At 50.5% G+C, this 16187-nt stretch carries 24 protein-coding genes; 21 read left to right on the top strand and 3 right to left on the bottom strand.

The window, feature by feature from the left end; translation table 11 throughout:
• Positions 1–50 precede the first annotated feature (50 nt).
• The 6 genes from Pan161_RS06150 to Pan161_RS06125 all read left to right on the top strand — a co-directional run bounded on the left by Pan161_RS06150 (position 51) and on the right by Pan161_RS06125 (position 5323).
• A complete protein-coding gene (locus Pan161_RS06150; protein WP_197995720.1) occupies positions 51–890 on the top strand; it encodes a tetratricopeptide repeat protein in 840 nt (279 codons plus the stop codon).
• 198 nt (positions 891–1088) lie between these two features.
• A complete protein-coding gene (sugE, locus tag Pan161_RS06145) occupies positions 1089–1409 on the top strand; it encodes a quaternary ammonium compound efflux SMR transporter SugE (protein WP_145225052.1) in 321 nt (106 codons plus the stop codon).
• 158 nt (positions 1410–1567) lie between these two features.
• Positions 1568–2113: a cysteine hydrolase family protein gene (locus Pan161_RS06140; RefSeq protein ID WP_145225050.1), complete on the top strand. Its 546-nt coding sequence runs from the start codon at positions 1568–1570 to the stop codon at positions 2111–2113.
• A gap of 138 nt (positions 2114–2251) precedes the next feature.
• The gene (locus Pan161_RS06135) at positions 2252–3148 is read left to right on the top strand and encodes a PH domain-containing protein (protein ID WP_145225048.1); all 897 of its coding nucleotides are present in this window, start codon (positions 2252–2254) and stop codon (positions 3146–3148) included.
• Between the two features lie 159 nt (positions 3149–3307).
• Positions 3308–4486 (top strand): serine hydrolase domain-containing protein, encoded by a 1179-nt coding sequence (locus Pan161_RS06130; RefSeq protein WP_232103640.1) that lies wholly within the window; start codon positions 3308–3310, stop codon positions 4484–4486.
• Positions 4487–4624: 138 nt separating this feature from the next.
• Positions 4625–5323 (top strand): class I SAM-dependent methyltransferase, encoded by a 699-nt coding sequence (locus Pan161_RS06125; protein ID WP_145225046.1) that lies wholly within the window; start codon positions 4625–4627, stop codon positions 5321–5323.
• A gap of 129 nt (positions 5324–5452) precedes the next feature.
• Here the strand turns inward: Pan161_RS06125 and Pan161_RS06120 are convergent, their stop codons facing one another.
• Genes Pan161_RS06120 through Pan161_RS06110 form a run of 3 tightly spaced genes read right to left on the bottom strand, consistent with a single transcriptional unit; the run spans position 5453 to position 6837 of the window.
• Positions 5453–5962, bottom strand: a complete 510-nt coding sequence (locus tag Pan161_RS06120) for a DinB family protein (RefSeq protein ID WP_145225044.1) — start codon at positions 5960–5962, stop codon at positions 5453–5455.
• Between the two features lie 59 nt (positions 5963–6021).
• Positions 6022–6471 (bottom strand): SRPBCC family protein, encoded by a 450-nt coding sequence (locus tag Pan161_RS06115; protein ID WP_145225042.1) that lies wholly within the window; start codon positions 6469–6471, stop codon positions 6022–6024.
• A 6-nt stretch (positions 6472–6477) separates the two neighbouring features.
• Positions 6478–6837, bottom strand: a complete 360-nt coding sequence (locus tag Pan161_RS06110; protein ID WP_232103639.1) for an ArsR/SmtB family transcription factor — start codon at positions 6835–6837, stop codon at positions 6478–6480.
• 301 nt (positions 6838–7138) lie between these two features.
• Here Pan161_RS06110 and Pan161_RS06105 point away from each other — a divergent pair, with 301 nt between their 5' ends.
• The 15 genes from Pan161_RS06105 to Pan161_RS06035 all read left to right on the top strand — a co-directional run bounded on the left by Pan161_RS06105 (position 7139) and on the right by Pan161_RS06035 (position 16171).
• Positions 7139–7618, top strand: a complete 480-nt coding sequence (locus Pan161_RS06105) for an SRPBCC family protein (protein ID WP_145225038.1) — start codon at positions 7139–7141, stop codon at positions 7616–7618.
• A gap of 12 nt (positions 7619–7630) precedes the next feature.
• Entirely contained in the window at positions 7631–8191 is a 561-nt protein-coding gene (locus tag Pan161_RS06100; protein WP_145225036.1) for a hypothetical protein, read from the top strand.
• Positions 8192–8210: 19 nt separating this feature from the next.
• The gene (locus Pan161_RS06095; protein WP_145225034.1) at positions 8211–8789 is read left to right on the top strand and encodes an RDD family protein; all 579 of its coding nucleotides are present in this window, start codon (positions 8211–8213) and stop codon (positions 8787–8789) included.
• Positions 8790–9396: 607 nt separating this feature from the next.
• The gene (locus Pan161_RS06090) at positions 9397–9711 is read left to right on the top strand and encodes a hypothetical protein (protein WP_145225032.1); all 315 of its coding nucleotides are present in this window, start codon (positions 9397–9399) and stop codon (positions 9709–9711) included.
• A gap of 36 nt (positions 9712–9747) precedes the next feature.
• Complete coding sequence (locus Pan161_RS06085; protein WP_145225030.1) at positions 9748–10047, top strand: hypothetical protein; 300 nt, start codon at positions 9748–9750, stop codon at positions 10045–10047.
• Entirely contained in the window at positions 10047–10292 is a 246-nt protein-coding gene (locus tag Pan161_RS06080; RefSeq protein ID WP_145225028.1) for a hypothetical protein, read from the top strand. Before Pan161_RS06085 ends, Pan161_RS06080 begins: the two co-directional genes overlap by 1 nt.
• Before the next feature lie 113 nt (positions 10293–10405).
• A complete protein-coding gene (locus Pan161_RS06075) occupies positions 10406–11038 on the top strand; it encodes a hypothetical protein (protein ID WP_145225026.1) in 633 nt (210 codons plus the stop codon).
• Positions 11039–11135: 97 nt separating this feature from the next.
• Positions 11136–12197 (top strand): hypothetical protein, encoded by a 1062-nt coding sequence (locus Pan161_RS06070; protein ID WP_145225024.1) that lies wholly within the window; start codon positions 11136–11138, stop codon positions 12195–12197.
• Positions 12187–12819 (top strand): hypothetical protein, encoded by a 633-nt coding sequence (locus Pan161_RS06065; RefSeq protein ID WP_145225022.1) that lies wholly within the window; start codon positions 12187–12189, stop codon positions 12817–12819. The genes Pan161_RS06070 and Pan161_RS06065 overlap by 11 nt, the downstream gene beginning before the upstream one ends.
• 218 nt (positions 12820–13037) lie before the next feature.
• Positions 13038–13484, top strand: coding sequence for a hypothetical protein (locus Pan161_RS06060; protein ID WP_145225020.1), 447 nt, complete (start codon positions 13038–13040; stop codon positions 13482–13484).
• A 153-nt stretch (positions 13485–13637) separates the two neighbouring features.
• Positions 13638–14231, top strand: a complete 594-nt coding sequence (locus Pan161_RS06055; RefSeq protein WP_145225018.1) for a DUF4291 domain-containing protein — start codon at positions 13638–13640, stop codon at positions 14229–14231.
• Positions 14232–14380: 149 nt separating this feature from the next.
• Entirely contained in the window at positions 14381–14815 is a 435-nt protein-coding gene (locus tag Pan161_RS06050; RefSeq protein WP_145225016.1) for a hypothetical protein, read from the top strand.
• Positions 14816–14855: 40 nt separating this feature from the next.
• Positions 14856–15377, top strand: coding sequence for a hypothetical protein (locus Pan161_RS06045; RefSeq protein ID WP_145225013.1), 522 nt, complete (start codon positions 14856–14858; stop codon positions 15375–15377).
• Between the two features lie 12 nt (positions 15378–15389).
• Positions 15390–15632 (top strand): DUF6868 family protein, encoded by a 243-nt coding sequence (locus tag Pan161_RS06040; protein WP_145225011.1) that lies wholly within the window; start codon positions 15390–15392, stop codon positions 15630–15632.
• Between the two features lie 32 nt (positions 15633–15664).
• Entirely contained in the window at positions 15665–16171 is a 507-nt protein-coding gene (locus Pan161_RS06035) for a hypothetical protein (RefSeq protein WP_145225009.1), read from the top strand.
• Positions 16172–16187: the final 16 nt, after the last annotated feature.

Genomic DNA, 16187 nt, shown 5'->3' with positions numbered 1-16187 from the left:
AGTCGAACAAACGGTTGTAGTTCTTAACTCAGATGAGGGAGATTAGGGGTATGTCAGAAGAGGCAGGGAGTCAGGGAGAGCCGAAGCAGAAAGAGTGGGAGTTTCGTGTGGGAGTGCGGGTTGATCCTGCTGAGGGACTGCTGTCGACGGGGATGGATGAGGTCAATGGTCTGATCAATCGAGGTGGAAAAGTTGTCTCGATCGAAGGTGGCGGCGCTGTCTTGCGGAAACTTAATAAAGATGACACCAGCGACGACCCGGTGATGACACTTTCGGGATGTGATATGAAAGTGGTTATTGATATGACCGAATTCGGATCCAACGCTGCTTCGCAGGAACACGATCGCCTGTACCAGGAGGGACTGGAACTGATCAACCCTTATATATTTATCGTAGGTCGCGAACATGAACCGGCGGATACAGAAGCAGCCCGCGATGATCTGGCGCAGGGGAAGGAATTGTTTCGTCAGGCGCTGGAAATCGATCCGGGTAATGGAGCGGCGTGGTGGATTATCGGCAAAGCAGAGCAGGTTCTGGAAGATACGGAAGCCGCCTGTGATGCATTTCGCAAAGCGTATCAATTGATTCAAAACAACCCGGACGCAGCACGCGAATATATGTTTGAGTGTCTCAAGCTGGGTAGAACGAAGCAGGCGATTGAAGCGGCCCGACACGCGAGAAAACTCAAACCAGAAGATATGGGGCTGGTAGCAAATCTGGCGCTGGCGTTGATGATTGGTGGGGAACTGGAAGAAGCAGCGGATACGATTGAGATAGCGCTGGCGGGCGCGCCCGATGATCCGATCAATGTAAATCTGCAACAGCGGATTGCGGAGATTCGTGCTGGGAATCAGCCTCAGCCACAGAACCTGGCTGACCTGGATGAGTGATGCGGATTGTTTTGCTACCGCCAAAGTCACGAGTTGCACGCCAGTGTGATTGTGGTCTGCAGACGTCGCCTGGTCAGTGAGACTTTGCAGAAACGCTGCTGTTGCCTAAGATGGCAGTATCAATCTGTCTGGAAGTGAGGACGACCTCACCGCTCCTGGTTCAAAGGGGACGGCCCCACCAGTGTGAAGGACTATACGATGTCGTGGCTGATTCTCATTCTGGCAGGTTTATTTGAAGTGGCCTGGGCCGTGGGCTTGAAATATACGGAAGGTTTTACGCGTCTGCTCCCTTCCCTCTGGACCATCGGTTCGATGATTGTCAGCCTGGGATTGCTGGGACTCGCGATGAAAACTCTGCCTTTAGGGACGGCTTATGCTGTCTGGGTCGGAGTGGGCGCGGTGGGAACAGTCATCCTGGGTGTCGTGCTGTTTCAGGAGCCGGTCAATACGATCCGCGTTATCAGTGTAATACTGATCCTGGCCGGGTTGATTGGTCTTAAGCTGGGAACGACAGGTTGAACTCCCCCGCGTATTCCGCTTCTACAATATTCAAAAACTGGAATAAAATCTGAGAGACGTTTTTTTGCTACCACGAAAAACACGAAATGGCACGAACATCAGACATTGATTTTGTGTTGGTGAAGTGAAACGAGAATGAATTATTTGAAGGAGAAATTATGAGTCGCGCTTTACTGGTGATTGATGTGCAGAACGAATATTTCACGGGGGCGCTGCCGATAACTTATCCGGCGGGTCATCTGGAGCAGATCCTGGTGGCGATGGATGCGGCTGCCGCGAAACAGGTTCCCGTGGTTGTGGTGCAGCATCATATGACTGATCCGGACAAGCCGTTCTTTCAGAAAGGGACGCCGGGCTGGGAATTACATGATGAAGTGGCGAAGCGGCCGCGCGAACTGCTGCTTGAAAAGACGCTACCAGGCAGTTTCACCGGTACGGAACTGGAAGACTGGCTGCGGGAGCAGCGCATCGATACGGTGACGATTGCCGGGTATATGACACATATGTGTTGTGATACGACGGCCCGACAGGCGGTGCACCGCGGGTTTACGGTTGAGTTTCTAAGTGATGCGACGGGAACGCTGGCGCTGTCGAATTCGGCGGGTGAAGTGACGGCGGAAGAACTGCAGCGGTCGATTCTGTGTGCGCAGCAGATGATGCTGAGTGAAGTGCTGGACGTGGCCACCTGGGTCGGTCGGTTGTAAGGAACTCAAGTTGGTGTCTTGAGGGGCCCTGTGAAGAATTCATCGTAAATAAATGAAAATCATTTTGAACTGTTCGTGTGTTCTGATTAAGATGTGTTCCTATCCGTGATTCATTTCATCCTTGAGGAACGAACTCTCATGAGCACAGTCGACAGCCAGGCGGTTGATACCAAACTTACCCAGTTAAATCTGAAGCTTTCCCCCAATATTAATTATCGGCTGGAGACGATGTTCCCCAAGCTGGAGGGGATGTTTGCCAAGAGCGGAATCAAGAAAAAATTTCAACTGGTGAAACGCCTGGAACCATTGCTGGAAGAGATGCTGCTGGAAAAAGAAGAAGTGCTGTTCATCTCTAAAGGGAATCAGTCATCCTTCTCTGAGCAGTTTTTCATGGGAGCCCTCTGGGCCCAGACAATTAATCATACGGCGGTCGTGCTGACGAACTTTAGGTTGCTGTGTATCCGTACGAATGGCAAAGGCAAACCCAAGCGTACGTTCTGGTCGATTTATTACAGTCAGATCAAGGATCTGAAAAGTACGATCTTCGGAAACGCCAAGATCTGTCTGAAGGATGGTAAGAACCTGAATTATTCCGGCTTTCCGAAAATCGATCGCAAAATGATGCGAGAGGTGTTTTTGGATGCGTATCAAAAGTTTGAAGAGAAAGGCTTTGATCCTGAGGTATCTCAGTCCCGTGAGAAACTGTGCGGCAATTGTTATGCAGTCGTCCCCAGGCATGATTATCATTGTGAAGCCTGTGGCGCGACGTTCTGGAAACCATCGGAAATTGCAATACGCAGTTTCTTCTTCCCGTCGTGGGGAGACTTTGTGATGAAGCATTATCCAATCGCCTTTGCCGAGTTGTGCGGTTTTATGATATTGCTGGTTGTACTGGCAGCTGTGATTTCGAATGGAGATTATGGTTTTGCCGTGCTGCTGTTTGTACTGGCCAATGGTGGCGACGCCGCGATTACGGCACAGATTGCTGCGAAAGGGCTGCATCTGAAATCGGTGCCTGAATCCCAGTCAGCCTGATCGTGCAACCTGTGCGGTTTAACAATCCTGGATTTTTAGATCTGAGAGTTTTTTGTGAGATGCACCCGGAGCCAGCAGCTGTGATGAACGATAAATAAATCGGATGGTTGACAGGAGACCATCCGGGAATTTCGTCTACCGATCATAGGAGAGTAGCTTATGCGTATTATGCGGCCGTGGGCTTGTATGCTGATTCTGGGGATGAGTCTGATGCTGCCGCCTGGTGTGGTGCAGGGACAGACCATTAATCACAAACTGGAACCGTATCTGAAATCCGGAGAGCTGCCAGCGGTTGCTGCTGCCGTTGTAGTACAAGGTGTGCTGACCGAATATGGTGCGGTTGGGACACGGAAAATGGGAGCGGATATCCCGGTTACAATTCATGACAAGTTTCATCTGGGTTCCGATGGTAAAGCGATGACCGCGACCATCGCAGGGATGATGATTGAAGAAGGTAAGTTGAAATGGGATTCGACGCTGGCTGACGTCTTTCCGGAATTGAAAGAATCCATGGCACCTGGCGTTGGGAAAGTGACGCTGGAGCAGTTGCTATCACATACAAGCGGGATGCGGGCCGATGATGAGAATTTAATGGACCTGCTGAAGAACTCGGTTGATGTTGAAGAAAATCTGGACGAGCTGCGATACTGGATCGTGAAGGAATCGGTCAAGCTGCCCCTGGTGGCTGAACCATCCAAAGCGTGGGCTTACAACAACCGGGGTTATACCATTGCCGGTGCGATGATTGAACGCGTCAGCGGAAAATCCTGGGATGAGCTGATTGTGGAACGAATCTTTGAACCGTTTGGATTGACGACCGCTGGTCTGGGAACACAGTCTACGTTAGGGAAAATCGATGCACCGCTGGGGCATGTGAAGCAGAAGGATGGTAAGGTCAAATCGTATATGGCGGGACCGCAGGCAGATAACTCGCTGATTCTGGGACCTGCGGGAACTTTACACCTGTCGATCCTGGATTTTGCGACCTGGGCCAGTTGGAACGCCGGCAACGGCATGCGGGCACCCTGCAATATTGTTTCACCACAGATGGTTGAGAAAATTCATACCCCGGTATTTACGATCAAAGGTGAGAACCGTCCGGGGACACCCCCCGATGGAAAATACGCGCATGGCTGGGGCTGGGTGAGTGTCGACTGGGCACCGTATCCCCTGCTCTATCATGGCGGCTCGAACGGTAAGAATCTGGCACAGGTCTGGATTGATAAAAAGAAAGACATCGCGATTGTCATCATGACGAACATCAGTAATCCCAAGGCAGATAATACGCTACGGGAAATCGCGAAGGAACTGTATGAGGATGCCACTGCGGGGTATTAATACAGACCCAGGGAATCAGATTGGGATCTGAAAACGACTCCGTTCTCTCATTTGTTGTTGAGGGAGCGGAGTCGTGTTATAAAATGGAAGCGAATTGTTGAAGTCATCAGACTGATCTTCTTTCAAGGCTTCCTGTCAATGTTGAACCCCATGTATTCCGAACACGCTGCTGAATACGCGGCAGCGATCAGAGACAACAGCTATAACGCGCACTACGAACGCCCTTCTCTCTGTACGCTGCTGCCGGAACTGCCGGGGAAACGGGTGATTGATCTGGGCTGTGGACCTGGTGAATACGCCGCTTACCTGCTGTCACAGGGCGCGACGGTCACCGCCGTTGACAGTTCGGCTGAAATGATCGCATTGGTACAGCAGGAGCCAGGCAAAAACATCAATGCTTATGTGCAGGATCTTGCGCAGGGCGTGCCTGACGAAGCAGATCAGTCGTTTGATCTGGCTGTTTCTCCTTTGATGATTCATTACCTGGAAGATCCGACTGTTTTATTCCGCGATGTGAAACGCATTTTAAAGCCAGCGGGGCTGTTTGTGTTTTCAACGCATCATCCGTTTGTGGATTACCAGTTCTCGCCGAGCGGCAATTATTTTCTGACGGAGAAAATCGTCGACGAGTGGGGTACACTGGGGCGGCCCGTGCGAGTGGAATATTATCGTCGGCCCCTTTCGGCGTTAATGCAGAGTCTGACGGACGCAGGCTTGTGTGTGGTGGAATTGAGTGAAGGCAAACCTGACGAACTGATGCAGCAGAGTGACCCGGAAAGTTATCGGAAGTTGTCAACCGCGCCCGGGTTTCTGTTTTTGAAGTGCCGTGTCGGTTAAGACTGTAAGACGCTACAGATATATTCTTTGAGTCGGAAAGAAAGCTGATCAAAAAATAATGAGACATCACTGCGGTGAGTTATAGCGAAACCTGCTCACCGCAGTGAATTGGTTTAATAAATCAGGGGTTCATCCGAAGACTGGTTTCATGCCCAGTGAGGTGCGAATTGTTGCAATTTGTCCAGCGTGGAAGAAATCGTGTTGCGACAGAGTATGCACTGCGGTAATTGCGTTTGAAGCAATTGGTGCGACTGCTTCGGGAGAAGCTTCCCAGAGGGTCTCTCCTTCCAGCGTCTGGGCCCAGTCGATGAAGCGATTACGGGCGGTTGTCATTCGCTTTTGTAGTTCTTCCCGATCGGGGTAGTCGGCAGGATCGTCGCTGGGAGTGGTGCCGCTGGTAAAAAGTTCCTCGTGTTCTGGAGTGAGGCAGCTGGGTTCATTCAGAAACGCGGAGATGAATAAATCATCGGCGAACGCCAGATGACCCATGATCCACAACGCATGATTTCCTTCTCCCACACGCACGTGCAACTGATCGTCGGCTAAAGTATCCAGTAATGCTGTCAAAAAATTCCGAGAGCGGTGCAATTGTTCGATAGCAAGATCGGTCATTGAGAGTGCTTGTTGTTGCGTCGACATGAACAGGTCTCCTGAACTGGTTTAAAAGGGGGTTTGAAAAAGAAAATTATGTGATTTGTTTATGTGTCTTGTTCGGCACGCTGTTTGATCTGTTTCAGTATGTATTCCCAACCAGGTACAACGCCTTCGGCATGTGACGGATCGATATTGCCGGTCGCGCGATGCAGAAATTGCATGGTGGTCGAGCTATCGTTTTCACTGAGCCGATATTGCACATGAGACATCACCGGATACGACATGAAAAGTGGCCCCATGATTTCGATTAAAACGGGGGGCTTTATGACTTGGACGTGTCCCCAGAGATGGCCTGCATTGTCACCCAGATCCCGAAACCAGCGTCCGCCGGGCCGGGCCTCAAGCTTCATCGGCATGGCAGCCCCATCTGGCAATGTAGAGCCGGGGCCGAGTTGTTCGAGTAATGCTTCAAACGCCAGTTGAACCGGCGCGGCAATTTCCAGTTTACGTTCAATGTGCAGTGATGAAAGTGAATTGTCTGCTGCAGTGACCATGTCAGTTTACCCTTCTTTCTGGTTATGGGGTTTTTTCTGTGCTGCTGCTTTCGCTTCAGCAATAACCTTAATATTTGCTAACTGGTGGTCCCAGAAGCGCTCGAATGTCTGGACCCAGTCGTAAACGGGCTTGAGCTGCTTCGCATTCAGGCTGTACCAGCGGTGTTTACCCTCTCGCCTGACACTCACCAGCTTCACCTCCCGTAAGACACGAAGATGTTTTGAAATTTGTGGTTGCGCAACGCCGAGCGACTCAACCAGGTCATTGACGGAACACTCTTTTCCCGCCAGTTGATGGATGATGTCACGGCGCCGCTTTTCGGCAATCGCATTAAATGCGTCTGTTGTTGTGGGTGATCTTGGCATGTCGAATATAATATACCCATATGGGTATATGTAAAGTGGTTTCTTTCAGATATTCTTTGAAATCCATTAATTTAATTCTGGAGTGGCAGCTGAATTCTCGAATACTCTGTAGCGAAGAGGCAAAATCTCGTGTGGACCTCCCTGCCATTGTCAGCTTGATGTTTAACGATTTTGTATCGCAATTTTGCTGCGAGTCTTATCACGCGTATGATTTGGTAAATTATGATGGTGCAGAGTCTATGGTTTTGGGGTTGGCTTAAAATCAGGTCAAGCGGGTTTTCTGCTTACAAAGTGGTTCGTTATGAAATTAAGTTTTGAACAGACTGTTCCCGCTGATCGCGAGACGCTGTTTCGGTTTCATGAAGATCCGGCTCATCTCGGGCTGTTGCTGGCAGAGTGGCCTGGCTTTCGACTGTTGCGGCATGCAGGGCATATTCAACCCGGGGCTGAGACCTGGGTCGAGCAATGTGTGGCCGGTTGTCTGCCGGTGGTGATGGGCTTTCGGCACGATCTCTATGAGCCGGGGCACCGCTTTGGTGAGACGCTGATTCATGGTCCGTTTTCCCGGTTCTCACACATTCATGAATTTCAAGAAACGTCAGCCGGGACGATTGTGCGGGATGTGTTGGATGTAGAACTGTTGTGGCAGTTTGGCGGGGCTTTGATGACGCGAACCATTCTCGTAAGAAATTTACGCGCGGCGTTTGCCTTTCGGCATCGTTCCTTACTGCGTCTGGTGGATAGTGACGTGGTAAGCCGATTTGTGACGGAAACTGAATGAAAGTGAAAGTTCATGGAAGCGGCGACTTACATCTTATTCGGACTGGGCTGTCTGGGCGCGACGGATATTGCGCTGTACCACAGTTTTTCGCATGGGATCCGGAGTCACCCGGATGCGCGGGCCGAGCTGGTGGTGCACAGTCTGCGCGGGCCGACTTACGCTGCGCTGTTTCTGGTGATACCGAATTTGGTGCTGCAGGGCTTTTATTTCTGGTGTCTGCTGGCGCTGTTTGTATTTGATGTGGTGATCTCGATCGTGGACTTTGCGCTGGAACGGGAGAGCCGTCGCTTACTGGGAGGTCTGCCCAATGGTGAGTATGTGCTGCATATCATCATTGCGATGCTGTTTGGTGGGCTGGTGACAGCGGTCTGTCTGGAAGCGGCTGCGTGGCCGACTCTGCCGACGCGGATCGTGTACGAGCCTGCTGCTGTCCCCGACGTGCTGCGGCTGGTGATGGCTGTGATGGCGCTGCTGGTGCTGTTTTCCGGAATTCAGGATGCGATCGCGGCGCGAAAACTGTATGCTGTACCTTTGCAGGGTGATGATCATTTGAAACAAGGTTCTACTACGTAAAGCAGGGAGATGGCAGACGATGGCCGGGGCTCGACGAGATTGCTCACTGGGGGAAGGTGTTTACTTTTCACCCGAAGATTACATCGGGTTCCGACGGCGGCTGGTGATTTGGCTCGTCGATCTGATAGTGGTCTGCATGCTCGGGGCACTGATCAAATTCGTGTCAGTTGATCTGACGGACGATCAAGATATGACCTCTGATTTTGTCTGGCAGTTCTGTGCCTGGGCCTATCTGACTGTTTTGCGTTCCTCACGTGTGCGGACTGTCGGCTACTGGGTTACCGGCGCCCGCATTGTCACTCTCCAGGGGACCCGACCTTCGGTGTTTCGCATGACGTACCGATTGTTGCTCAATTTATACTCGCCATTTAATATATTATTTGACATGCTGTGGATTAGCGTAGATCAGGATCATCAGTCGTTGACGGATCGATTTGCCGGTACGTGTGTGGTCAGAAAGAATTCACAACCTGCGGGTCGTTCTGAAATTCATCTGGCCTATTACACGGCCCTCTTCTTTATCTATTTCTACCCGTGTGTGGTTCGTCCCCGGGAGGTAATCAAAATGAATGTCCCAGAGGCTGTCTGTGAAACATGACCGCTGATCCAGTGAGTTGATCTCGTTGATTCTCACGTTGTTGGAATCATTGAGAGAGGTGTTTTGGACCAATGAGGGAGATGAATCCCATGGACGAGCTCGGTTTTTCGGTTGACTAACCGGAAATCAAACCACAATCCGTGACTGTCATAGACTATGTCCAGTTTTACTGTAGCGTCTCCAGGGCTGTTTGGCCCGAGTATATTAGATTGAGAGGTGCTAATGTTAAATGTGATACAGTCTGCAGTTGAATCGATTTTTGAGACAGTATCCTGTGATGGAAAATGTTAAAATTCTGGAAAGATTGAAGTCACTGATGCGAACAAACATGTACTTTATCCCCGTGGAATTACTGTTTATTGGCGTGGCACTGGGCTACTGATTCTTTCTGTCTGTATCAGCATGATCTGTTAGTAAAATCTGTTGTTGTGTTCCTGTGGTTTCTATCCACTGGTGTTGCCATTCGTTGCCGTGTTGTCGAAAATAAGGTACGGGCGATGGACTGTCCCGACCCGGAATTGATAGCAAAAAAGGAATCGGTTTGTCATAGCTGGCTGAAGCGGATGTTTCCGGATTATTAACCCCTGAATCTAAAAAGGGAATCAAAATGGCTCCTGAGATGATTGGCTTAATCGGCGCTGTTGGTGGCACTCTGCTGGGATTCCTGGGAGGTGTGTACGGTACCTGGAACAGCATCCAACAGACAAACGGGCCGCGCGAACGGGCGTATGTGAAGAAGATGGCTTTGATGTTCTTCATCGTGGTTTCGTTGTTTGTGGTGTTGGTATTTGTGTTACCCGATCCCTGGAACTATTACATCTGGCTGCCTTACGGACTGTGGCTGACCTCCACGATTCGTCGTAGTGATCTCAAACAGCAGGCGCTTCGCGAGGCGGAGGCGGCTTCGAAGGAGACGCTGTGAATACTAAACGAATCCATTTTCAGGATAATGAGATCAATGAAAGCTGTTGAATACTTGTATCACGCAAGTCCCTGGCTGTTGCTCTGCCTGGAATGTGCGGCGCTGTTCGTGCTGGTTGGATTGAGTACTCATCTGCTGGAGTCCAGTTCCACTCCTTCCGAACCTGTTCTGCTGGGGCCGGATGAGTATCAGCAACTCTGGAATAACTGGTTTCAGTGGAGCTGTCTGGCTCTGGTGGGAAAAGTTCTGTTTGTGATCGCCGTGTTTCAGTTAGGCGTAGGACTCAAACGATTACTGTCACCTGTTTCCACTGACAATCATGCGAGGGAAATCTGATGGAACCCATGGAATTCTGTGTGCTGGCTGGATTGATTCTGGTGGTGATCGCCACGCCCTGGATGATGGTAGTGTTTTTGAGGGACATGTTTCGTCACAACAGCCGAACCGGTTCTGGCGGCGGCGGAGGGGGAGGCATCATTGGTGCGATGCTGGAAATGGACCGGATTGTGAATCCCGCGGGTCAGCATGTGCAGGAAGCCAAAGAAGTCAAACAGGAAGAAGAAGGCATCGGCGGTGAATAGGCTGCAGAAAAATGCTGCTTTCTTAACCAGAGTTCATTACAATGAAAGGACGTGAACGGCACTGCGATCTGTCTTGTCAGGAGATATCCGTAATCCCAAAATACTTGACAGCTATGAAGTCTAAAGACTTGATCGTATACATTCTGTTCGCGATTTCTGCGATTGTTGTTTTGCCTTTTGCGGCATGGGCATTACTGTCTCCTTATGGAAGTGTATTTTTCCTGTGTGTGACGATGATGTATCTCTTCTACTTTCTGGCGGCGCTGGTGATGCTGCCGATTATGCTGGTGCGGCTCTGCTGGAAACAGACCCGTGCGCGTGCCCTGCTCTGGTTGCTGGTGATCGCCGTGTATGTTCCCTGTTTTCTGTTGGGGAACGCTTGGGAACATCGTGTCTGGACTGCCCGCTGGGAAGCGTTTACGCGTCGCAGTCAACCGCTCATTGCCGCGATCAATGATTATGAACGTCAGCATGGCGTTCCGCCTGAGTCGTTAACTGTGCTGGTTCCCGATTATCTGTCTGCCGTGCCAGATACCGGGATGCGGGCCTGTTCCGAATTTCAATATTTCACCGGTGAGGATGCCCGTCAACAGTATGCAGGCAATCCCTGGGCTCTGCAGGTGCTGCCACCTGTTTTCGGAGTGGGATTTGATGTGGTGTTATATTTTCCCAGGCAGAACTATCCGAAACAGGGTTACGGTGGCTGGCTGGAACGCGTGGGCGACTGGGCCTACGTGCATGAATGACGGAGCCAGTTGTTAAAAAACGTGTATTGTCTGTCGGTATGAAACAGAATCGTCGAGTTCAGCCGAACGGAATTTCAGCGTGTCAGGAAGTGCTCACATGAATGATGGTGCCTGTCCTTATTGCGGAGAGTCAATTTCCGACGAAGCGGTGACGCTCTGGGATGACAGACGGTATTGTCGGCATTGTGTGGAAGAGGTCTCTCCGGATCTCTATGAGTTTGCTGCAGACGGCGGGCAACTGGTGGATGTCGTGGAGAAATCGGATGTCAGTTTGAAATACTATGTGCGTGGCGCAGGTTATAAAACGTTGGTTGTCGCGTTTCTTATTTTTATGTCGCCCGTTGTGGTGCTGGCGTTGCTGGATCCAGTCAATGCCCGATTCGATCTCGTGTTCGGGTTCTGTTTTTTCTGGTGTGGTTTTTTAGCGGGATATCTCATTCTCAAAGGGCTGTTATTGCTGGAGCGAAGTTATCTGCCCCGGAGAGTGGCTGTGGAACATAACCGGCTGGTAATTACGACATCAGGTAAAGATACAAGTTACCCTCTGGATGAGTGTCAATGGGCATTGAAAGAGAGCTACCGGGACGGTCTGACGGCTTATACCGGTCTGAGGAAAGGAATTCTGTTTAGCATACCGGAACGTTATATCTGTGTGGGACATGATCCCGCGCTGTTACCCCATCTGGGCGCCTTTTTACTACTGGCGGGAGTTCGTCGCAAATCATACTGGTCCGGTTTAAGAATATTCATTTTGACAGTGCTGGGGATGCTGATCGGCTTCCTGCTGGGATACTACCTGGGACAGATTGTGGCGTTGCTGACGAAGGACCAGTTCTGGTTGATTGCACTGGGATTTCTGGGAACGTTCGATGGGGGTGCCATCGCCTTTAACTATGCGTATTACAGCAGCTTTGGTCGGACTGCTACGCATCAGAGAATGAGCCCGCTGATCTGGGGGGGAATATTTTTCGTATTGGGAGTCAAAGTATTCCTGGTACGTGGCGGATGGATCCTGCTGCTGGGAAGCGGGGGTAACGCTGCTTTGGGGATTTTTGCTGCCTGGTCAATTCGCTGTTATATCAATCGTGCAGATGATCGTGAGAGCATCAGGGAACACAGACGACGCGAATTTCAGGAGGCCTTCAGCCATGAAACGTAAAGAGCGGATCTATCTGTCACTGTTTGCGGTTACTGCTGTCGGGTATTTTCCGTTCGCACATTGGATTTCGACGACCCCTGTTGGAACCACGCTGTTTCTCTGGCTGGCGATTTTTTATGGCCTTGCATTTCTGCTGGCAGTTCTGACAATTCCTGCGTCTTTGATGTGCCTGTTTTTCAAGCAATATCGCAGGGATGCATTTCTGCTCCTGATGCTGTCTTTGATTTATATTCCAGGTTGCATTTACAGTATTCAACTGGGGCAACAGGTGCGCATGGCCCGGATGGCGGACTTCGCTGAGCGGAGCCAGTTCCTGGTAAAGGCGATTGAAGCCTACACGCGAGACCATGCGCGTCCACCTGAAACACTGGAACAACTGGTGCCCGACTATCTGACTGCAGTTCCCGGCACGGGAATGATGGCCTATCCGGAGTACCAATATTATCTCACCGCTGATTATCAGTGGTGGCCCGAACAGAATCCCTGGATACTTGTTGTGCGAACCCCGAGCGGTGGTCCCAACTGGGACATGATGTTGTACTTTCCCAAACAGGACTATCCGGAAAACGGATATGGCGGCAGCTTGGAACGGGTAGGCGACTGGGCCTACGTGCATGAATGACCGCCGTAACCGGGGAACGCCGCTGATGACTTCAATGGCTTGTTTTTTCTTGAAGACTGGACTGAGAGTGATTTCAGGAAATTAATCGATTTTATACTACACAGATGTGTCCTGTTCTTAGGGCTTCTGATATCTTGTTACCTCTATACATTGAGCCATGTTTGCGGTAACGAAGTGCCTGTTTGCTCCTGATTTCCATCCAGCGATTGAAGTAACCCATGATCGACGAAGACGAAGAGCTTAAAAAACTGAAATGGATTCTGATTGCCGTGGTCGCCTTTCTGATCAGCGGATATCTATCGTTTAAGGAATTGAAATATACTGTCTGGGGAGCGACCACAGAAGCGACGGTGACCAATACCTTTGATACCGCAGAGAGTCGTCGGAAACCATTACTGGCGGTGGAATACACGTTTACTGACGAAGACGGCAAGCACTATAGTGAGCGGGATGATGTCCCCATTGACTGGCCTGTGCCGGGTCCGACGGTGAATGTGCAATACCTGCCTGGCGTGGAAGATTCGTCCCGACTGGAAGGGCACTCCAGCAAAGTCGCGGTCTGGGTCTTTCTGAGCTGTTGTGTCCTGCTGTGTTTTGCCGGCTTCAAGTTGTACCAGATGGCCAGCGAAGCCGTCGATGGCCCGCCGCGACGGAGACGCAAATAGACGTCCACTCTGCTGGCGAGAACGTGCTGAGCTGTAGTTTTCTTTTTTCATCAGGCTGAGTCCATGCGAACGTTTGCTTGATGGCTGTGTCGTAACGGGAAGGTGCTCTCTGGAGTAGAGCTGTCTCCAACGCGGTTACGAGGCAATCGGACAATGGCGAATTTGTATGAAATCCGGGCGGACTATGATCGTGAAACGATTGTGGTGTATCAGGCGTATTCCGATGCGATCGCTGATCCTGCACTCGCGGCACAGAGGTTTGTGGCTCCCTTTTCGTTGGGGCGGATGACATGGATTAAGCCTTCGTTTCTGTGGCTCATGCATCGCAGCAACTGGGGACAGAAATCGGGGCAGACGCGAATTCTGGCCGTACGGATAACGCGTATCGGCTGGGAGAAGGCCCTCTCACTGGGTGTGTTGACCTCGCCGGAAAAACGGGTGTTTGCCTCTGCTAAGGAATGGGAGCATCAATTCAAAAATGCTCGTGTGCATATTCAGTGGGATACAGAACGCAGTGCGCGGGGCGCTGCATTGCCTTATTTCAGTATTCAGGTGGGATTGAGCCGCCATATTATTCGAGAATTTGTCGATGACTGGATCATCGGGATTGAGGATCTGACGCCGACGGTGCGCAAATTGAACCGGTTGCGGACTAGCAGCAGCAAAGGTTTCAAACGGTATCTGCCGTTCGAAAAAGTCTATTCTGTAAATGCGGAATTACAGCGAAACCTGTTGATTTCTTCCTGATCTGATTACAAGTAAAGAATACGACTTCCGATTTGTGAATTCATTTCCTGACAGATGTTGTTTTGTTTTCTTAATGAAGTCGTGTTAAACTCTCTGAGTGATAATTACTGATTCGTCACCTGAAAAATAACTTACTCAGGAGCAACTCAATGTTATTCAGCTCAGATAAACTGCTGGCGATACTGGGGATTACGGTCGCTTTATCTGCTTATCTGTCGGGAGTTCGATTGTATCTTATTCAGAAGATTCGTGAGATCCCCAAAGAAGATCCGGAGAAAGCAGAGAAAAAATATGAGATTCAGAAACAGCTGGGGTGGCTGACACTGGCGGATGCTCCCATCGTTTTGTCTGCCTTCCTGCTGGGAGTGAAACTGCTGTGGTACCCCCTCACGGGTATCAGTGCTCCCGACTGGATCCTGTCACTGGGGCTGTGGCTGTTTCTGCTGGCGGGCACCATGATGGTAATTCAGCATTTCCTGGCCTGGCATAAAACGCTGACCGAACTGTTGCCGATTGGGCTACTCGTTGTCATCGGCATTCTGATTATATTTGCGTTGATGATCTGGAAAACTTTTTTAGTGTGAACACAGATCTCTTTAAATCAGTCGAAATCATATCAGGGGAATGATGGTGGAGATCAGGCGTCTGTTAGAGAATCAGCAGAAGTGGACTGTCGAGGAATTACAGTCGCTCTATGATCGTGTCAGTGAAGAACCGGGATTTTGTAGCGTTCTGGTGAGTCTGTTGAGTGATTCCGTGAGACAGCAGGTCGCCAGCTGGTTGTTGAAACATGCTCTGGAGGCAGGACAAGTTGTCGCACCGACGGATCTGTCGCCGTTTTATCGAAGTTTACCGGAACTGCAAAACTGGGAAACGCAATTGCATCTACTGCAGTGCCTGCCTTACCTGACGATTAACAGACGGGATGTGAAGCAACTCGAACCATTTTTACGCCGCTGTCTGCAGAGTGAAAATAAATTTGTCAGAGCGTGGAGCTATAACGGTTTCAATGAACTGGCACTGCAGCATGCGCGGTTCCAACCGGAAGTGGATTCACTACTGGCAGCAGCTCTGGAAGAGGAAGCCCCTGCTGTGAAAGCGCGCGTCCGGAATATTTTGAAACAACGTCTTTCACATGGCTCTTGAAGGGAAAATCGTATGGATATTCAGACTCTGACCGCGTTTTTCATGTGGTGCACGATTGTGAATGGGTCAATCCTGATTGTGTGGACCCTGATTTTTCTGCTGGCGCCGGAACTGGTGTATCGATCGCAGAATGCCTGGATTCCGCTGCCTCGGGAATCGTTTAATGTGGTAATGTATTGCTTTATCGGCCTGTTCAAATTGCTGTTTCTGGTGTTTAATGCAGTGCCTTATCTGGCTTTGCTGCTGATTACCTGAATCTGAATCAAAAGTGAAAATCTTATATTCTTATGACAGAGAAACCACCCTGGGAGAAATCAGGCCCGCTGCCCGGCGAACGGGACTTTGATCCTGATGCAGGAGACCTCGACGCGCAGGTCGCGTGGAAACACTTTGGTGGTTCGACGCTGTCGGAAGCCTATCAAAGGTTCCAGGAAGATCCGGAAAAGCACACAGAAGATTTCATGTATATGGGAGGCAAAGCGTTCGCATATTATTTTCCGGTACTGGAGCGTTACCTGCTGGTCACACCTGTCTGGCGCGAGGAAAACGGAGTGGAGTGGTGCCAGATTCTGGGGCTGGGAGCGGCGATTCAATTTCAGTTTACGAAAGAGACTCTACCGGAAGTACGGGAACTGGTATCCCACGTGTTACAGCTGATTTCATACGTGAAAGAATCGATCAAGGTGCATGTCGCCAGCGGCCATCCCTATATTTCCAACCCGGAAATCCAGCAGCATGTCATCGCTGAATGGGACGCGCTGGAACAGCATCTGCAGCAGTTTGAGGAGCAGTGAGCAGCAATTGTGATTG

Source organism: Gimesia algae, assembly GCF_007746795.1.
In the GTDB taxonomy this organism is placed as follows: domain Bacteria; phylum Planctomycetota; class Planctomycetia; order Planctomycetales; family Planctomycetaceae; genus Gimesia; species Gimesia algae.
The sequence above is the reverse complement of the archived record's forward strand: the minus strand, read 5'-3'. Positions and strand labels throughout refer to the sequence as shown.

What these genes read in the sequence shown, in the direction of transcription:
- Pan161_RS06150 (WP_197995720.1), top strand. Translation starts at nt 51, where the DNA reads ATGTCAGAAGAGGCAGGGAGTCAGGGAGAGCCGAAGCAGAAAGAGTGG.
- sugE (WP_145225052.1), top strand. Translation starts at nt 1,089, where the DNA reads ATGTCGTGGCTGATTCTCATTCTGGCAGGTTTATTTGAAGTGGCCTGG.
- Pan161_RS06140 (WP_145225050.1), top strand. Translation starts at nt 1,568, where the DNA reads ATGAGTCGCGCTTTACTGGTGATTGATGTGCAGAACGAATATTTCACG.
- Pan161_RS06135 (WP_145225048.1), top strand. Translation starts at nt 2,252, where the DNA reads ATGAGCACAGTCGACAGCCAGGCGGTTGATACCAAACTTACCCAGTTA.
- Pan161_RS06130 (WP_232103640.1), top strand. Translation starts at nt 3,308, where the DNA reads ATGCGTATTATGCGGCCGTGGGCTTGTATGCTGATTCTGGGGATGAGT.
- Pan161_RS06125 (WP_145225046.1), top strand. Translation starts at nt 4,625, where the DNA reads ATGTTGAACCCCATGTATTCCGAACACGCTGCTGAATACGCGGCAGCG.
- Pan161_RS06120 (WP_145225044.1), bottom strand. Translation starts at nt 5,962, where the DNA reads ATGTCGACGCAACAACAAGCACTCTCAATGACCGATCTTGCTATCGAA.
- Pan161_RS06115 (WP_145225042.1), bottom strand. Translation starts at nt 6,471, where the DNA reads ATGGTCACTGCAGCAGACAATTCACTTTCATCACTGCACATTGAACGT.
- Pan161_RS06110 (WP_232103639.1), bottom strand. Translation starts at nt 6,837, where the DNA reads ATGCCAAGATCACCCACAACAACAGACGCATTTAATGCGATTGCCGAA.
- Pan161_RS06105 (WP_145225038.1), top strand. Translation starts at nt 7,139, where the DNA reads ATGAAATTAAGTTTTGAACAGACTGTTCCCGCTGATCGCGAGACGCTG.
- Pan161_RS06100 (WP_145225036.1), top strand. Translation starts at nt 7,631, where the DNA reads ATGGAAGCGGCGACTTACATCTTATTCGGACTGGGCTGTCTGGGCGCG.
- Pan161_RS06095 (WP_145225034.1), top strand. Translation starts at nt 8,211, where the DNA reads ATGGCCGGGGCTCGACGAGATTGCTCACTGGGGGAAGGTGTTTACTTT.
- Pan161_RS06090 (WP_145225032.1), top strand. Translation starts at nt 9,397, where the DNA reads ATGGCTCCTGAGATGATTGGCTTAATCGGCGCTGTTGGTGGCACTCTG.
- Pan161_RS06085 (WP_145225030.1), top strand. Translation starts at nt 9,748, where the DNA reads ATGAAAGCTGTTGAATACTTGTATCACGCAAGTCCCTGGCTGTTGCTC.
- Pan161_RS06080 (WP_145225028.1), top strand. Translation starts at nt 10,047, where the DNA reads ATGGAACCCATGGAATTCTGTGTGCTGGCTGGATTGATTCTGGTGGTG.
- Pan161_RS06075 (WP_145225026.1), top strand. Translation starts at nt 10,406, where the DNA reads ATGAAGTCTAAAGACTTGATCGTATACATTCTGTTCGCGATTTCTGCG.
- Pan161_RS06070 (WP_145225024.1), top strand. Translation starts at nt 11,136, where the DNA reads ATGAATGATGGTGCCTGTCCTTATTGCGGAGAGTCAATTTCCGACGAA.
- Pan161_RS06065 (WP_145225022.1), top strand. Translation starts at nt 12,187, where the DNA reads ATGAAACGTAAAGAGCGGATCTATCTGTCACTGTTTGCGGTTACTGCT.
- Pan161_RS06060 (WP_145225020.1), top strand. Translation starts at nt 13,038, where the DNA reads ATGATCGACGAAGACGAAGAGCTTAAAAAACTGAAATGGATTCTGATT.
- Pan161_RS06055 (WP_145225018.1), top strand. Translation starts at nt 13,638, where the DNA reads ATGGCGAATTTGTATGAAATCCGGGCGGACTATGATCGTGAAACGATT.
- Pan161_RS06050 (WP_145225016.1), top strand. Translation starts at nt 14,381, where the DNA reads ATGTTATTCAGCTCAGATAAACTGCTGGCGATACTGGGGATTACGGTC.
- Pan161_RS06045 (WP_145225013.1), top strand. Translation starts at nt 14,856, where the DNA reads ATGATGGTGGAGATCAGGCGTCTGTTAGAGAATCAGCAGAAGTGGACT.
- Pan161_RS06040 (WP_145225011.1), top strand. Translation starts at nt 15,390, where the DNA reads ATGGATATTCAGACTCTGACCGCGTTTTTCATGTGGTGCACGATTGTG.
- Pan161_RS06035 (WP_145225009.1), top strand. Translation starts at nt 15,665, where the DNA reads ATGACAGAGAAACCACCCTGGGAGAAATCAGGCCCGCTGCCCGGCGAA.